Origin of the sequence: Paracoccus lichenicola, assembly GCF_009708075.1 — a bacterium.
In the GTDB taxonomy this organism is placed as follows: domain Bacteria; phylum Pseudomonadota; class Alphaproteobacteria; order Rhodobacterales; family Rhodobacteraceae; genus Paracoccus; species Paracoccus lichenicola.
In genome coordinates this window covers 131834-147835 of the sequence record NZ_WMBT01000010.1, presented here as the reverse complement: position 1 = coordinate 147835, position 16002 = coordinate 131834, and the positions used below count along the sequence as shown (strand labels likewise).

The following is a 16002-nucleotide window of genomic DNA, read 5'->3' as shown; positions in this document are numbered from 1 at the left end:
GATGTCGTCATGCCCTTGTCCCCCTTGTCGCGGCGCATGGTGGCATGGACGGGCAAGACCGGTCCAGTGCCCGCGTCGCGGATGCCATGCCCCGATGACACGGCACGTCCGAAAGCGGATGCGGCGCAAGTTTTTTTCCGCGCCCTGCATCCAGGCCGCCCCCCTGCCGTGTCCTTGAAAGGTGACGGGCGGCGCGATGCCGCCCGCGAAACCCGGAAGGATCGTTCCATGACTGCAATCCGAACCGTTGCTGCCGCAACCCTGTCCCTGGCCGCCACGGCCGGCCTGGCCCTTGCCGACCCGGTGGTGGGCCTTGTCGACGGCAAGACGCTGGTGATGTTCGACAGCGCGAACCCGGCCCAGATCTCCACCCTGCCGGTGACGGGCGCCGGGATGCTGCTGGGCATCGACTATCGCCCCGGCAACGGGACGCTGGTGGGCGTGACGGGCGACAACCGGATCGTCACCATCGACCCCGCGACCGGCGCGGCGACCGCGCTTTCCACCCTGAACACGCCCCTGCCGGCGTCCGACATGCCGGTGATCGTCGATTTCAACCCGATGGCCGACCGGCTGCGGCTGATGACCGGCACCACCAACCACCGCGTCAACGTGGACACGGGCGAGGTCACGGTGGATGGCAGCCTGGCCTTCGAGGAGGGCGACATGCACGAGGGCGAGGTCCCCATGATCGCGGCCGCCGCCTATACCAACAGCTTCGGCAAGCCCGGGGACACGGCGATGTACGACATCGACACCGCCATCGGCGCGCTGATCCGCCAGACCTCGCCCAATGACGGGACGCTGGCGGCCGTGGGCAAGCTGGGCGCGGCGATGGACGACACCACGCCCGCCTTCGACATCCAGACCGCCCCCAACGGCGCCGACACCGCCTGGCTGGTGGCGGGCGGCGCGATCCATACCGTGGATCTGGAAACCGGGGCGGCGTCCCCGGTGGGGATGCTGGACGGCGTGAACGGCGACCTGACCGACATCGCGGTCATGCCGGCCATGTGACCCCAAGCCCATCCATGTCTTCGTCAGGGTACGAGTTCACCGTTTCGATGGTCCGACGTTGCATGGAGCTGCTGTCCCCCTGCCTCTTTCCGGCGGGGCGGGCAGCGGCACGTCCGGGGGAACGCGCGGCGCAGCATGGAAAGTGACCATGTTTCGTTCAACCAAATCCAACCAATCCTAAAAATGACGCTTCGGGTTGACGGTGGTTTGTCAACCATGCATAGCCTTGGCAAGGCAGCAACGGAGCCGCGCATGACCCCACCCGAACGGCTTGACGCGACGGACATGGCGCAGGCGGTCAGCAGCGGATCGGTCGCGCCCGACCATTTCCTGCGGGACGCGCGGACCCGGATCGCGGCGGTCAATCCCCGGCTGAATGCGGTCGTGCACGACATCGCCGATGCCGTTCCCGCCGGGTGCGCCGGTCCCTTTGCCGGGGTGCCGTTGCCGCTCAAGAACATCGGCATCGCCGCCCGCGGTTCGGTCATGAGCCTCGGCTCGCGGCTTTTTGCCGGGAATACCTGCGCCGCGGACAACACCCTGGCCGCGCGCTATCGCCGGGCAGGCTTCGTCTTTTGCGCCCGCACCAACACGCCCGAGCTGGCCTTGTCCTTTACCGCCGAGCCTGCCCTGCATGGTCCCTGCCGCAACCCCTGGGACCCCGAACGCACGGCGGGCGGGTCCTCGGGCGGGTCGGCGGCCCTGGTCGCGGCGGGGGTGGTGCCGATCGCGCAAAGCTCGGACGGGGCGGGTTCGACCCGCGTTCCGGCGGCCCATTGCGGCGTCTTCGGCTTCAAGCCAAGCCGGATGCGCAATCCGGTCGGCCCTGCCACGGCCGAAGGCATCGCGGGCATGGCGACGCCCCATGCCGTCTCGCGCAGCGTGCGCGATTCGGCGCGGATGCTGGACGTGGGCGCAGGCCCGGACATCGGCGATCCCTATGCGGCCCCGCATTTCGCCGGCCGCTATGAACAGGCCCTGAAGCAACCGCCGGAAAGGCTGCGGATCGGGCTGCACCTGGCCGCGCCCGAGGGCATCGAGACGGCGCCCGACTGCATCGCGGCCGCCCGCCACGCCGCCGATCTGCTGGCCGATCTGGGCCACGAGGTGGTCGAGCTTGCGCCCCCCTATGACAATGCCGCGCTGAAGCGGGCCTGGCGCGTGATCGCGGGCGTGTCCTGCGCGCAGACGGTCGATCTTGCCGGGCGCGCGGCCGGGATGTCCGATCCCGACGCCCTGCTGGAGCCGGTGAATGCCGAATGGGTCGCGGAAGGCCGGCGGCGCACGGGCATCGAGTATCTGGCCGCCGTCCAGCAGCTTCACCGGACAAGCCGCGACATGGGCGCCTATTTCCAGGGGGTGGATGTCTATCTGTCGCCCACCACCGCGCAGATCGCGCCAAGGCTTGGCCATCTTGCCGGCGCGGGCCTGCCGCTGGATGCGTTCTACGACCGCTTCTGGGCACATGCGCCGCTGACGGCGGTCTTCAATGCCTCGGGGTGCCCGGCCATGAGCGTGCCGCTGTACTGGACCCATGCGGGCCTGCCGGTCGGCTGCCAGTTCGGCGCGGGCTTCGGCCAGGATGCGCTTTTGTTTCGGCTCGCCGCCCAACTGGAGGCCGCGCAGCCTTGGGCGCACAAGGTCGCGCCCCTGCCGCAGGCCGGCGAAAGGGTTCCCGCATGAGCCTGCCGCCGGATTTCGACATCGCCGCCGTGACCGCGCGCCAGATCGCCGGGGCCGTCCGCTCGGGCGCCCTGACGGCCTTGTCGGTGACGGAACGCTTTCTGGAACAGGCCCGAAACAGCCAGCCGCGTGTCGAGGCGTTCCGGCATCTCGACCCCGAGTCGGCCCGAAGGGCGGCAAGGCAGGTGGATGCAGGAAGCAAGGGGGAACTGGCGGGCGTGCCCCTGGGGATCAAGGACGTGTTCGACACGGCCGACATGCCGACGGCCCATGGTTCGGCGGTCCATGCGGGCCACCGGCCGGGCAGGGACGCCGCCGCAGTGCATCTGGCCAGACGGGCAGGGGCCGTCGTCCTGGGCAAGACCGTCACCACCGAATTCGCCGCCCTGTCCCCCGGTCCGACCCGCAACCCCCATGGCCCGGACCACACCCCCGGAGGCTCGTCCTCGGGTTCGGCGGCGGCCCTGGCGGTTTCCGCCTGCCTGCTGGCGTTCGGCACCCAGACATCCGGCTCGACCATCCGGCCCGCCGCCTTTTGCGGCGTCGTCGGGCTGAAGGTCGGCCCGGGCGTGATCGACAGGACCGGCGTCAAGGCGCTGTCGGAAAGCCTGGATGTCGTCGGCATCATGGCCCGCGATGCCGGGGACGCGGCGCTGTTCGCGGCAGTCTGCGCCCGCAGGCCCGATTGGCTGACGCCCGCGCCGGCCCCTGCGCGCGCGGCCCTGTTCCTGCCCGACCAGAGCCAAGGCCTGCCGGTCGAGGCCGCCTGTGCCGAGCGGCTGGCCCGGGTCGCGCGCATCCTGGGCGCGGACACGGCCCGCCAGCCCGCGTGGTGGGACGGCCTTGGCCCTGCCCAGGACCAGGTCTTTGCCTGGGAAGCCTCGGCCGCCCTGGCCTGGGAGCGTGATTGCAGGGCCGACCGGGTGACGCCGATCACCCGCGCCTTCATGCAGCGCCAGCGCGAGATGGCCAGTCCCGACGCTCATGCGCGGGGGCTGGCGATGCGCGATGCCTGTCTTGCGGATCTCGATGCGCTTTTCGGCGCGGCGGATGTCCTCTTGACGCCCGCGGCCCCGGGCGAGGCGCCCCCGGGCCTCGGCTCGACCGGCAGCGCGGATTACAACGTCAGGTGGACCCTGCTGGGACTGCCGAGCCTGACCCTTCCCGTGGGCCTTGGTCCGCGCGGCCTGCCGCTGGGGGTGCAGGTGGTGGCGCGCCGGGGACGCGAGGCGCAGCTTCTGGCCCATGCCGCGGCGATGGAAGGCCGCCTTGCCGCGGAAGGCCTGGGGCGCCCGCACCCCCCGGGTCTTGTCGCGACATGACGCGGTTCCCGAAATCCGCGCCGGGCGGATCCGTCTTGGCCGATGGCCGGACCCTGCGGGATCTGGCGGTCCTGCTGGGGGGCGGCGGGCTTGCCGTCCTGGGGCTGGCGCTGGCCCAGGTCCCGGCGGCGCTGCTGGTGGGTCCGGTGCTGGTCGCGACCTGGCTGGGTGTCCGCGGCACCGGGCTGCGCATCCCCGCCGGCCCGCACGAGGCAGCCCAGGGTGTCGCGGGCTGCATGATCGCGCATTACCTGACCCCCGAGATCGCCTTGCGGATCGTGGACCTGTGGCCCTTTGTGCTTGTCTTCGCGGCCATGACGCTGGCGCTTGCCTGCCTGGCCGGGCTGCTTCTGGGTCGCCTGACGCAGGTTGAGGAGGAGGAGGCGATCTGGGGCTTCCTGCCCGGCATGGCCGGCGCGGTGATCGCCATGAGCAACGAGCGCGGACTGGACAGCCGCGTGGTGGCCTTTATCCAGCTTGTGCGGCTGATCGCGGTGATCGTGGTCATGTCGGTCGTCTCGAGGCTGATGTTCGACACCACCGCGGTTCCGCCGCAGGCCGGGGGGGCGGCCTTCCATCCCGGCGTCCTGCCGACGCTGGCCCTGGCGGCGACCGGTCCCCTGGCGGCGCGCTGCCTGTCCTTCCTTCCCGCCGCCGCGACGCTGGTGCCGTTGCTGCTGGCCGCCCTTTTGCAGGGCGGTGGCTGGGTCGATCTGGCGCTGCCCGGCTGGCTGCTGTTTTGCGCCTATTTCGTTCTGGGCGCGCATGTCGGGCTGCGCTTCTCGCCCCGGATCATCCGCGGCGCCATGGCGGTCTTCTGGCCCGTGATCCTGTTCTCTCTGGGATTGATGGGCCTTTGCGGGGTCTCGGGGATGATCCTGGCCTGGCTGGTCGGCGTCGATCTGCTGACGGGGATCCTGGCCACCGTGCCCGGCTCGATCGAGACCATCGCGATCATCGCGGTGAACGCGAAGGCGGACCTGTCCTTCATCATGACCATGCAGGTCATCCGGCTGTTCGCCGTGGTCCTGGCCGGCCCGCCGATCGCGCGCGCCCTGAGCAGGATGGTCCGCCGCCGCCCCCTGGCCCTTGTCGCGCCCCCGGGCGAATGAGCCGTCAGGACAGGCCGGCGGCGATCATCATCTGGTGGATCGACGACAGGTGCCGCCGCATGGCCTGCTCTGCCAGGTCGGGACGCCGTTCGGAAATGGCCTCGATGATGGCAAGGTGTTCGTCGGTGTCTGACAGCGGGCGCAGCGATCCCCCGTGCCCGACATCCAGCCGCACCGCCGCCTCGACCCGCCGCAGCAGCCCGTAGATTTCCGAGGCGAGCGCATTGCCGGACGCCGATGCGATCATGCGGTGCAGGTCGCCCGACCTGTCCCGCCCGCCCTTCGAGATGGCGTCGGCGACCCGCTTCATGTCGGCGATCATGCTGGGCGTGGCGCGCAGGGCAGCCAGCCGGGCCAGCGTCGGCTCGATCATCATGCGCAATTCGATGACCTCGACCGGGTTGGTGTGGTTGGTGATGTCCGAAGGGCCGGGCTGCGCGTCCCTGCGGCGATTGCGCGGTTTGGCCCGGGGGACATCGCCCGCCTCGCGCAGATAGGACAGGGCGATGCGCAGCTGGTGGCGCTTGACGCCCAGCTTCTCGGCCAGCTTCCGTTCTGCCGGCAGGGGACCGTCGCCTTCCATCTCGACCCGGACCCGCTTCATGATCTCTGCCTGCGCCGGCGTAGGCTCGGCCGCCGGGCCGCTTTTCCGGCCGCCCTCGCGCGGGCCGTTTTCGACGAACTGCATCCTGGCCGCTCTCCCCTTGTGGATCCGTGCTATCAACCCGCGCGCCGGGATTCAACCATCCAGTCTGGTTGATTCTGCCCCGTCGTGCAGGAAAGGCCCAAAGCTTGATCCGTGATGTCCTGAAAACCGCGTTCGCTGCGTAAGAATTATCCAGACCTGCCGGGAATACCCCCGGCGCGCCATCCAACCACGACCTGTTGGCGACATCCGGTTGACAAGCAGTCGCGCGACCGTTTCGCTTGGTTGAGACAGCCGCAGAAGCTGCAACGGTTGCCGGAAAGCCGGTCCATCCCGCCGAAAACCTGAACGCTCAATGGGGAATCACATGACGCCATTTTCTCGCCTGCTTCGGATGACGACCGCCTGCGCCGCGCTGGCGCTGGCCGCGCCCCTGGCGCCGCAGGCCGCGCAGATCGACACCATCGCCATCGTGACGCCCGAGCAGGGCACGGATTTCGGCTGGAACCAGCAGGGGGTCGAGGGGCTGGAGGCCGCGGCCGCGGCGACCGGCACCGAGGCGATCGTGGCCCAGGGCCTCGGCTATGGCAACATCCGTCCCACGTTGCGGGAACTGGCCGACGACGGCGCCAACCTGATCATCGCCCATGCCTCGGGCTACACGACCGAGGCGACCGAGATCGCGCGCGAGATGAACGTGCTGGTCGCGGCCAACGCGCCGTCCGAGCCGCCGCTGATCGCCGATTACACCATGATGGGCGAAAAGGGTTCGTTCCTGGCCGGCGTGCTGGCGGCCCGGACCACGAAGACCGGGATCATCGGCATCGTCGTCTCGGCGGAAAGCCCGAACTGGAACGCGCAATCGGCAGGCTTCGCCCAGGGCGTCCGGTCGGTCTCGCCCGACATCGCGTTGCGCTATGCCGTCATCGGCCCGGCCGCCTATGCCGACGTGGCCGGGGCGCGGCGGGTCACGGAAAGCGTCATCGCCTCGGGCGCCGACATCATCTTCGGCCAGGGCAACGGGTCTTCCTTCGGCATGATGCAGGCGGTCGAGACCGTGACCCCGCCGGGCGGCGAGAAGGTCTGGTTCATCGACGTGATCGGCGACAAGAGCAGCATCGACAAGGGCCATCTGCTGTCGTCGGTCATCTGGGACATGGCGCCGGTCTTCACCCGCATGGTCGAGGACGCCAAGGCCGACAGGTTCGGCAGCCAGCGTTACGCCCTGAGCCTGGAAGACGGGTCCCAGCGGCTGCTGAAGACCGACCACATCCCCGCCGGGACCTGGACCGAGATCGAGGCGGTCAAGCAGAAGATCATCGCGGGCGACATCAAGGTCGACGTGGTGACCGACGCCGCCGGGGTCCGCCCGATGATGAGCGCCACGGTCGCGCCATGAAACCGGCCGTTCCGATCGTCGCGCTGGATCAGGTGACCAAGCGATTTCCCGGCGTCGTCGCGAACGACCGGATCTCGCTGGCGTTCCAGGCGGGCGAGGTCCATGCCCTGCTGGGCGAGAACGGGGCCGGCAAGTCCACGCTCATCTCGATGCTGGCCGGCATCCAGCGCCCGGACGAGGGCGCGATCCTGATCGACGGCCAGGCGGTCGCGCTGAGTTCGCCGGGCCATGCGCTGAGGCTGGGCATCGGGACGGTCTACCAGCACCGGATGCTGGTGCCCACGCTGACGGTGGCGGAAAACCTGCTTCTGGGCACGCCCTGGTGGCAGCGCCCCCGCCGGGCCGCCGTCGCCGAACGCTTCCGGCGCGACGCCCGGGCCTTCGGCATCGACGTGCCGCCCGAGGCGCGCGTGGACGGCCTGAGCCTGGGCGAGCAGCAGCAGGTCGAGATCATCCGGGCGCTGTGGCGCGGCGGGCGCGTGCTGGTCCTGGACGAACCCACGTCGATGCTGTCGCCCCAGGGGGTCGAGGAGCTGGGGGCGATGATGCGCCGCATGGCCGCCCAGGGCGTCTCGATCATCTTCATCACGCATCATCTGACCGAGGCGCTGGCCTTCGGGGACCGCGTCTCGGTCCTGCGCGGCGGGCGCTGCGCCGGGGGGATCGGGACCGCGGAATTCGGCGCCCTGCCGCGTCCCGCCCTGATGGAGCGGGTGGTCGGCATGATGTTCGGCACCGCCGTCGCCAACACCAACGCCTTGGCCGCGCCGTCCCTTGCCCTGCCCCGGGCAGGGGACGCGACCATGCTGGAGGTGTCGGACCTGTCGGGCCAGGCCTTCCGGGACATCCGCTTCGATGTGCGCGCGGGCGAAATCTTCGGCATCGCCGGCGTGGACGGCAACGGCCAGACACCCCTGGTCCAGGCCCTGGCCGGACAGATCCCGTCCCGGGGCCGGGTGATGCTGGGCGGCCAGGATCTTCAGGGCCGCTCGATCCGCCAGCGCCACGGCATGGGCCTGCGCTACGTGACCGACGACCGCGGCGGCGAGGGCACGGTGGCGACGCTGCCCGTCTCGCTGAACCTTCTGCTGAAGGATCTGGGCCGCGCGCCCTTCTGGAAGCAGGGCTTTGCCGAGCGCCGGGCCATCCAGGCCCATGCGAGCGCCCGGATGCGGGAATTCGACGTTCGCGCGCCCTCGACCGAGACGCCCATCGGCAAGCTTTCGGGGGGCAACATCCAGAAGGCGCTGCTGGCGCGCGAACTGGCGGGCAGCCCCCGGCTGATCATCTACAACAAGCCCACCCACGGGCTGGATTTGCGCAACATCGAAGCCACGCGCGCGCGCATCCGCGAAACCGCGCAGGCAGGCCTTGCGACGGTCCTGGTCTCGACCGACCTGTCCGAGGTCCTGGCCCTTTCTCATCGCGTCGGCGTGATGCTGCGCGGCCGCATGGTGGGCATCGTCGGGAACGGACCCGATGCGCGGGACAGGGTCGGGCGCCTGATGGCCGGCCTGCCCGAAAGCGCGGCCGAAGACGCAGCCGGGGAGGCCGCCGCATGAGCGAAGCCGCCGGCATCACGCCCGTGTCCCGCCTGCCGCCGCGGTCCCGCGTTCCGGTGCCGCCCTTTGTCGGGACGACGCTGGTTCCCATCGTGCTTGCGCTGGTCGCGGGGGGACTGGTCCTGGCCGCGATCGGCACCGATCCGCTGGCCTATTACGCCTATGTGCTGGAACGGGGCCTTTTGCGGCTGCGGGGATTGCAGGCCACGCTGGTCCACATGATCCCGCTGCTGATCCTGGGCGCGGCGCTGATCGTCAGCTTCCGTTCTGGCCTGTGGAACCTCGGCATCGACGGGCAGTACATGCTGGGCATGTTGACCGCCGGGGCGCTTGCGCCGCATCTGGTGCAGGCGATGCCGCTTGCCCCTGCCCTGGGGCTGAGCGCGCTGGCCGGGGGCGTGGCCGGCACCCTGTGGGCCTTGCCGCCCGCCTGGCTGCGTGCCCGCCACGGCACCAACGAGGTGATCTCGGGGTTGATGATGAGCCTGATCGCGACCTCGCTTGTCGCGGCCCTGGTCAAGCTCTGGCTGCGCGACCCCGCATCGCTGGAACCGCAGACGCTGACCCTGGCCGTCGGGGACCGCCTGCCGATGATCCCCGGGACCGACGTGAACGTCGGCCTGGTTCTTGCGCTGCTGGTGGTGCTGGGCGTCCATGCCATGATGACCCGCACCGCGGCGGGCCTGCGGTTCCGCGTCCTGGGCCTGAACCCGGCGGCGGCCAGACATGCGGGCTTTGGCGGTCCCGTCCTTGCGATGTCCGTGCTTTGCCTGTCGGGCTTTCTGGGCGGGCTTGCGGGTTCGGTGGAACTGATCGGGGCGCTTGGCAAGATGCAGGCCAGCTGGAACCCCGCCTACGGCTTTGCCGTCGTGCCGCTGGTCTTCCTGTCGCGCTTCAACGGCCTTGCGCTGATCCTTCTGGCCTTCGCCTTCTCGGTGCTCGAGATCGGCGGCGCCAGCGCCGCGACCCGCCTGGACGTGCCGCAGGACTTCACGCTGGTCCTGGTCGGCTTCGTGCTGATCTTTCTGGCGCTGGCCGAATACCTGGCGCAGCGCCGCGCGGAGACATGACATGCAATCGCTTTTGAGCCAGACCTTTCTTGCGGCGCTTCTGACCGGCACGGTCGTGTCGGCCATTCCCCTGATCCTCGCGGCCCTGGGAGAGCAGTTCTCGGAACGCGCGGGCGTCCTGAACATCGGGGTCGAGGGCATGATGCTGTCGGGGGCCTATGCCGGGTTCGCCACCACGCTTGCGGGCGGCGGGATCTGGGGCGGGCTGCTTGCGGCCCTGGCCTGCGGCGCCGGCCTTGGCGCGCTGATGGCGCTTTTCTGCGTACGGATGGGGATGAACCAGATCATCGTCGGCATCGCCCTGACCCTGGGGGCGGCCGGGGTGACGGCGCTTCTGCACCATGCGCATTTCGCCCGGACCTATCCCCGGCTCGACGCCGCGCCCCGGATCGCGATCCCGGGCCTGTCGGGGATCCCGGTGCTGGGGCAGGCGCTTTTCCACCACCATCCGGTCACCTGGCTGGGCCTTCTGGCGCCCGCCCTGTTCGCGCTGATCTATCGCAACAGCTTTCTGGGCCTGAACCTTGCCGCCGCCGGCGAGCGCCCCGACGCGCTGGACGCGACCGGCATCGGGGTCGTGGCCACCCGCAGCGCCGCCGTGATCGTCGGCGGCGCCATGGCGGGCCTTGGCGGCGGCTACATGGCCGTCATCGCCTCGGGCATCTTCGTGCCGCACATGACCGGGGGCGCGGGCTATATCGCCATTGTGCTGGCCATGCTTGCCCGTTCGCGTCCGCTGTCCGTGCTGGGCGGCGGGTTGCTGTTCGGGATGTGCCTGGCCGTGACGACGGCGTTGCAGGTCGGCGGCATCGCCATTCCAACGGACGTGATCCAGATGCTGCCCTTCGTGGCGGTGATGGCCGTCCTTGTCCTGTTCGGCCGCCATGCGCGGATGCCCTCGGCGCTTGGCCAACCCTATCGCCGCGGTCAACGCTGACCCGCTTCATCCCAGACACCAGCAGGAGAAACCCGATGAACCAGATGACCGACACCAAACCTGTGCGCAGGCTGAGGACCGGGGCCGAGTACAAGGCCTCGCTGAACGATGGCCGCCGCGTGTGGGTCGAGGGCCAGGAGCTGGGCAGCGTCTTCGACGCCCCGCATCTGGCCGCCGGAATCGACGTTCTGGCCGAGATGTTCGACGATCAGTTCAGCCCCGAACATGCCGGCGACACGACCTATTTCGAGCCGCGCCTCGGCGCCGTCGTGTCGCGGTCCTGGCAGGCGCCGATGTCGCGCGAGGACCTGGCCGAGCGGCGCCGGATGATCGAATACACCGCCCGCAAGACCGCCGGCACCTATGGCCGCCCGCCTGACCTGGGACCGTCCATCGCGATGGGGCTTTGGGCCTATCTGCCGACCTTTCGCAAGAAGAAGTCCACCTTCGCAGGCCTGTCGCCCGATTTCGCCGAAAACATCGAGCGTTACATGGAATACGGCCAGCTGAACGGGATCACCTGCGCCGAAAGCCTGACCGGCCCGCAGAACGACCGCTCGCAACCCCTGGCGCAGGCCGCCTCGCTGCTGCGGGTGACGGCGGTCGAAAAGGGCGGCGTGCGGATCTCGGGGGCGAAATCGGTGGGTTCCATCGCCGCGCAGACCAACGAGATCTTCTTCACCAACCTCGCCTACGAGGGCACCCCGCCCGAGGCCTGCATCTGGGGTTCGATCCCGATCGCGACCGAGGGGCTGAAGCTGGTGTCGCGCGAATGCCTGTCGAACCCCGGTGCCGACCCCCATGACCACCCGCTGAACCACAAGGGCGAGGAAGCGGACCAGCTGGTCATCTTCGACGATGTCTTCGTGCCGCAGGACCGGATCTTCAACCTGGGCGACCAGGAGCTGGTGAGCTATTACGGCAGGACCTGCAACTGGGCGCATTGGCACATCCTGTCGCGCCTGGCGGTCAAGGCCCAGCTTTTCGTCGGCTGCGCGCAGCTGGTGCTCGACATCCTGGGGACGGCCAGGTTCCAGCCGGTGCAGGCGCTGGTCGCGAACCTGATCCAGTATGCGCAGACCCTGCGCGCATTCGTTCTGGCGGCCGAGGCGCAGGCGCAGCCGACCGAGCAGGGCGTCTTTGCCCCCGACATCCCGCTGCTGACCGCAGGGCGGATGTATTCGATCCAGCATTACCCGAACATGATCCACACCTTGCAGGAACTGTGCGGACAGGGGCTGGTGATGCGGTTCGGCAGGAAGGCCTTCGAGAACCCCGACATCGGCCATCACCTCGTCGAGCTTCTGCCCGGTCACGGCGTCTCGGGCATCGAGAAGGAACGGGTGATGAACTTCATCTGGGACCTGACCACCTCGTCCCATGCCGGCCGCGTGGCGCTGTTCGAGAACGTCAACGCCACCCCCGCGCCGATCCTGCGCACGCGGCTGTTCAACGAATACGACCGCAGCGCGCACGTGACGCTGGCCCGCAAGCTGGCAGGCCTGGACTGAGCGGCCGGCATGGCGTCATCGCCGCGCTTCATGCCCGGGATGGCGGCGGCCCTTTTGCTTCTTTCCCTGCCCGCCGCGGCGGGGGAGGGGCTTTACGACACGGGCAAGGCCGACCTGCCCGAATGGCTCCGGTCGCATAACTACCTTGCCGGCCCGCCGGCCCGGTCCCGCCCGGTCGTCCTGTCGAACCGCGGCCATGCGCCCGTTCTTTGCCGGCTGACGCTGGCGCATTGGTATGTGATCGACATGGACCCGGTCCCGCCAGGCAGGACCGTTTCGCTGCCCTTCCGTCATGACGCGGCGACGGGCACGGTGTCGTGGCTGAATTCCGAAGGCGTGGACATGGCGGTCGAGGGGCTGTCCTGCGGCCCGGCTGGCGCGGGGACCGGCATTGATTTCCGCAAGCTTGTCGGCCGGAAAGGATCGCTGACCTGCGGCAGGGTCTGCGCGGCGGACTAGCCGAAAACCACGCTGCTGGCGCTTGCCGGCAATGCGCCCGTCAGATGCCGGTCCGCGCGGATCCCGATCCGATGGCGGCCAAGGTTCCCGCCCCTGCGGCACGAGGCCGAAATCTCGTAGGTCCCCGGCGGCGGCAGGATCTGTTCGTCATGGACATGATAGCACTCCAGGCCCGCGCAGAAGATCGGGATGCGCCAGGACCCGCCGATCAGATCGACCGCGCGCGCCGTTTCGCCCGCTTCGACCGAACGCCTGATCAGCGAGGACGAGATCCTGTCGCCATCCCGGACGACATCCTTGATCACGTCCACGCCGAAACCCCAACGGCGGCCCTGCAGGCGCAGCAGGCCCGTGTCGCCCGCGCGTCCCGCGCCGAAGCGGAAATCCTCGCCCACGACGACATGCGCGACGGCCAGCCCGGCCACCAGGAACCGCTCGATGAAGTCGCGGGGCGGCAGGGCGGCGAACTCCCGGTCGAAGCGGGGGGTCCAGATCAGGGAAAGGCCCGCCTCGGCCAGCGCGGCATAGCGCGCGCCGCCGCAGGACAGGCGAAACGGCGCCAGACCGGGGGCGAAGAAGCGCCTCGGGTGCGGTTCGCAGGCCATGATGGACAAGGGCCGGCCTTGCGCCGCCGCGACAAGGGACGCCCGCGCCAGAAGCGCCCGGTGCCCGCGGTGCAACCCGTCGAAATTGCCCAGCAACATGACCGATCCGCGCAGCCGGGCGGGCAGGGGCGCCGCGTCGTCATGCAGATGGGGCAGCCGCGCGCTGGATGCGGCCACCCCGGGCGCCGGATCGAAGCGAAGCGAGCCAGGCGTCGGTTTCGGCGAAGGAACAGACACGAGCATATTTCTTCATCATGTCGTAAAGGTTGGCGAAGTGCGGGCTTTCGTGCAGGTCGGCCACGCATTCCTCGGGCACGACGACCCGGAAGCTGCGCGACAGCGCATCCACCACCGTCGCCCGCACGCAGCCCGAGGTCGAGCCGCCGGTCACGACGATGGTGTCGATCCCGTGAAAGGTCGCCAGCGATTGCAGATGCGTCTCGAAGAAGGCCGAGGGCATCTTCTTGTTCAGCACGATGTCGCCCCTTTGCACGTCCAGGCGCGGATCCAGCGCGGCCCGGGGCGACCCCAGCTTGATGTTCTGCAGGCTGTCGGGGGTGTCGTCGCGGCTGCCGAAGATGCCGCAATCGGCGCCATCCTCGGAAAAGCCGACATGGGTCCAGACGACGGGCAGGCCCAGGATCCGGTGCCGCCGGGCCAGGCGGTTCACGTAATCGCATTGCCCGGGATCGGTCTCGTAGGCGGTGACGTAGGTGTCCGGCCGGGTATAGGCGCATTGCAGATCGACGTTGATCAGCATGGGGCGCTTGCCGAAGTCGTAGATCAGGCGGTTCGGATCGTCGCGCAGTTCCTGAAACATCTGGCGCGCGGTCTTGTCGGACAGTTCCATGGGATCCTCAATGCGCCGGGGCCGGCGTGAACTGCATCTCGGGGATGGCCATGCGGCCGTTATCGACGATGACCTGCCCGTCCAGCGTCAGCGTCGCCTTGCGCAGCGGGATGTCGAGGTGGCAGGCCGTGTCGTTGTTGCCGCCCAGTTCGCTGTTCGGTCCCAGCGAGAACAGCACGTTGCCATGATAGCTGAGCGAGTTGACCCCGATTTCCAGGGGCCGCGTGTCGGTGATGACGTTGTCGTACCATGTCGCCGAACCGAGCAGCCCCCAGCCGATATGGCTGACCGCATAAGCACGGGGGTCGTCGAAGCTTTCCATGAAATCCGCCATCAGCGCGGCGTCCATGCCGTCGCCCTCGATTGCGGTGACATGGCCGGCCTTGATCGTCAGGGTGACGGGCGATTCCACCTGGCGGTTCTTGAAGGCCACGATCACGTCGCCCGGCATGATGACGACCTTGCCCTCGACCTTGCCGTCGATGGCCTGGCTCAGCACCTGGCCGGTGCCCATGTGGTCCCAGCGTCCGGGCTGATCGGTATAGCCGTACTGGGTCATGACGCGGTACTGGCCCAGCTGGTAGGTCACGTCGGTCCCCGATCGGGACGTGATGCGCATGACCCTGGCCGCCGCCAGCAGGCGTTCGCCATGTTCGACCCGCCGCCGCAGATCGGGCGTCGGGAAGTTCTTGGCCAGGATGTCGAACGGCTCGTGGACAAAGAGCATCCGCGTTCCGGCGGCACAGATCTCGTTCTGCTCGTGGCTGAAAAGCATCCCCATCAGATCGACCACCAGATCGGCCCGCTTCAGGGCGTCGATGACCGGCAGGTTTCCCGCGATGGCGGTGCGGCCGACCGTTTGCCGCATCTCGCGCCGCTCGCGTTCCGGGACGGTGATCCGAAAGACCGTGGCGCCGATTTCCCGGGCCGCCAGCATCATCGCCTGCGCGTAATCCGCACGGATGTCGCCTTCGGTCAGGACGACGACCGTTTCCCGCGGCGTGAGCTTGCACAGGTCCAGTTCTGCCCTGAAGAGTTTCACCATCTCGAACTGCGTCGCCATCCGCTATCCCTTCAACCATTGAAGACCAGTTTTTTGGTTGTCGTGCCCGGCGTCAATCCGGCGGGGGGTCCCGGCTGCAAAAACGCCCTTCCCGCGCTAATTTTTTGGGCATCCCGATCCATCCTGATGATGCAAGGTGCATCCCGGTGGCCCAACCAAACGCAACCAGGCATCCCGGATTGATCGGGGGGCGCTGCCGTCGCAGGACATCGCCATGGCAGAAGAAGGATCCGCCCATGCCCGAACAGCCTATCCTGCACATCGCCCGGCCCGGCGTCGATCCGTCGGCGTTTCGCCGGGCGATGCGCAAGCCCGCCTCGACCGTGGCGATCCTGACGGCGTCACATGCGGGGGTCCGCGCGGGCGTCACGATCACTGCCGCCTGCTCGCTGTCCGACGATCCCCCCTCGGTGCTGGCCTGTCTTCACGCGCACTCCGCGGCGCTGGCGGTTGTCCGTGCCGCCGGTCACTTCGCCTTGAACGTCCTGTCCGAATCCCAGACGGACCTGGCCGACACCTTTGCCGGCCGCGCCGGGCTGCATGGCGAGGCCCGGTTCCGGGACGGGGACTGGGCGGTGATGGAAACGGGCGCCCCGGCAAGCCGCCATGCGGCCTGCATCTTCGATTGCGACCTGCGCGAGGAATTGCCGTCTCCGACCCATGCGATCCTGATCGGGCAGGTCAGGGGGCTTTGGGAACCCTCGCCGGCCGATCCCCTGCTTTATCGCGATGGCCGCTATCGACGGCTGGGCTGACAGGCGGCCGG

The 16002-nt window shown here is 69.1% G+C and carries 15 protein-coding genes; 11 read left to right on the top strand and 4 right to left on the bottom strand.

All coding sequences use genetic code 11. The features are described from left to right. Window positions 1-228 precede the first annotated feature (228 nt). The 4 genes from GIY56_RS14875 (at window position 229) to GIY56_RS14860 (ending at window position 5134) form a co-directional block, all read left to right on the top strand. On the top strand, window positions 229-1017 hold the full coding sequence (locus GIY56_RS14875; RefSeq protein ID WP_154765635.1) for a DUF4394 domain-containing protein: 789 nt from the start codon (window positions 229-231) through the stop codon (window positions 1015-1017). A gap of 252 nt (window positions 1018-1269) precedes the next feature. Beyond that, window positions 1270-2700, top strand: coding sequence for an amidase (locus GIY56_RS14870; protein ID WP_154765634.1), 1431 nt, complete (start codon window positions 1270-1272; stop codon window positions 2698-2700). Next, a complete protein-coding gene (locus GIY56_RS14865; RefSeq protein WP_154765633.1) occupies window positions 2697-4022 on the top strand; it encodes an amidase in 1326 nt (441 codons plus the stop codon). The genes GIY56_RS14870 and GIY56_RS14865 overlap by 4 nt, the downstream gene beginning before the upstream one ends. After that, window positions 4019-5134: an AbrB family transcriptional regulator gene (locus GIY56_RS14860; RefSeq protein WP_154765632.1), complete on the top strand. Its 1116-nt coding sequence runs from the start codon at window positions 4019-4021 to the stop codon at window positions 5132-5134. The genes GIY56_RS14865 and GIY56_RS14860 overlap by 4 nt, the downstream gene beginning before the upstream one ends. A gap of 4 nt (window positions 5135-5138) precedes the next feature. Here GIY56_RS14860 and GIY56_RS14855 read toward each other — a convergent pair whose 3' ends face one another. Then, on the bottom strand, window positions 5139-5822 hold the full coding sequence (locus GIY56_RS14855) for a FadR/GntR family transcriptional regulator (protein ID WP_154765631.1): 684 nt from the start codon (window positions 5820-5822) through the stop codon (window positions 5139-5141). Window positions 5823-6147: 325 nt separating this feature from the next. On the opposite strand from GIY56_RS14855, the gene GIY56_RS14850 reads away from it, so the two are divergent. The 6 genes from GIY56_RS14850 to GIY56_RS14825 are packed head-to-tail and all read left to right on the top strand — an operon-like array spanning window position 6148 to window position 12718. Further along, window positions 6148-7179: a putative B6 ABC transporter substrate-binding protein gene (locus GIY56_RS14850; protein WP_230312553.1), complete on the top strand. Its 1032-nt coding sequence runs from the start codon at window positions 6148-6150 to the stop codon at window positions 7177-7179. Then, complete coding sequence (locus tag GIY56_RS14845; protein ID WP_154765630.1) at window positions 7176-8741, top strand: putative B6 ABC transporter ATP-binding protein; 1566 nt, start codon at window positions 7176-7178, stop codon at window positions 8739-8741. Before GIY56_RS14850 ends, GIY56_RS14845 begins: the two co-directional genes overlap by 4 nt. Continuing rightward, on the top strand, window positions 8738-9811 hold the full coding sequence (locus GIY56_RS14840) for a putative B6 ABC transporter permease subunit 2 (protein ID WP_230312552.1): 1074 nt from the start codon (window positions 8738-8740) through the stop codon (window positions 9809-9811). The genes GIY56_RS14845 and GIY56_RS14840 overlap by 4 nt, the downstream gene beginning before the upstream one ends. 1 nt (window position 9812) lies before the next feature. Beyond that, the gene (locus GIY56_RS14835) at window positions 9813-10748 is read left to right on the top strand and encodes an ABC transporter permease (protein WP_154765629.1); all 936 of its coding nucleotides are present in this window, start codon (window positions 9813-9815) and stop codon (window positions 10746-10748) included. Between the two features lie 44 nt (window positions 10749-10792). Further along, a complete protein-coding gene (locus tag GIY56_RS14830) occupies window positions 10793-12259 on the top strand; it encodes a 4-hydroxyphenylacetate 3-hydroxylase N-terminal domain-containing protein (RefSeq protein ID WP_230312551.1) in 1467 nt (488 codons plus the stop codon). Between the two features lie 9 nt (window positions 12260-12268). Further along, entirely contained in the window at window positions 12269-12718 is a 450-nt protein-coding gene (locus GIY56_RS14825) for a hypothetical protein (protein WP_154765627.1), read from the top strand. Here the strand turns inward: GIY56_RS14825 and GIY56_RS14820 are convergent. The 3 genes from GIY56_RS14820 to GIY56_RS14810 are packed head-to-tail and all read right to left on the bottom strand — an operon-like array spanning window position 12715 to window position 15236. Further along, on the bottom strand, window positions 12715-13500 hold the full coding sequence (locus tag GIY56_RS14820; protein WP_196053643.1) for a bifunctional riboflavin kinase/FMN adenylyltransferase: 786 nt from the start codon (window positions 13498-13500) through the stop codon (window positions 12715-12717). The two genes, GIY56_RS14825 and GIY56_RS14820, sit on opposite strands and share 4 nt — an antisense overlap. Beyond that, window positions 13463-14173, bottom strand: coding sequence for an isochorismatase family protein (locus GIY56_RS14815; RefSeq protein ID WP_154765625.1), 711 nt, complete (start codon window positions 14171-14173; stop codon window positions 13463-13465). The genes GIY56_RS14820 and GIY56_RS14815 overlap by 38 nt, the downstream gene beginning before the upstream one ends. Before the next feature lie 7 nt (window positions 14174-14180). Next, window positions 14181-15236, bottom strand: coding sequence for a M29 family metallopeptidase (locus GIY56_RS14810; RefSeq protein WP_154765624.1), 1056 nt, complete (start codon window positions 15234-15236; stop codon window positions 14181-14183). Between the two features lie 236 nt (window positions 15237-15472). On the opposite strand from GIY56_RS14810, the gene GIY56_RS14805 reads away from it, so the two are divergent. After that, entirely contained in the window at window positions 15473-15991 is a 519-nt protein-coding gene (locus GIY56_RS14805) for a flavin reductase family protein (RefSeq protein WP_154765623.1), read from the top strand. The last annotated feature ends 11 nt before the right edge of the window (window positions 15992-16002 follow it).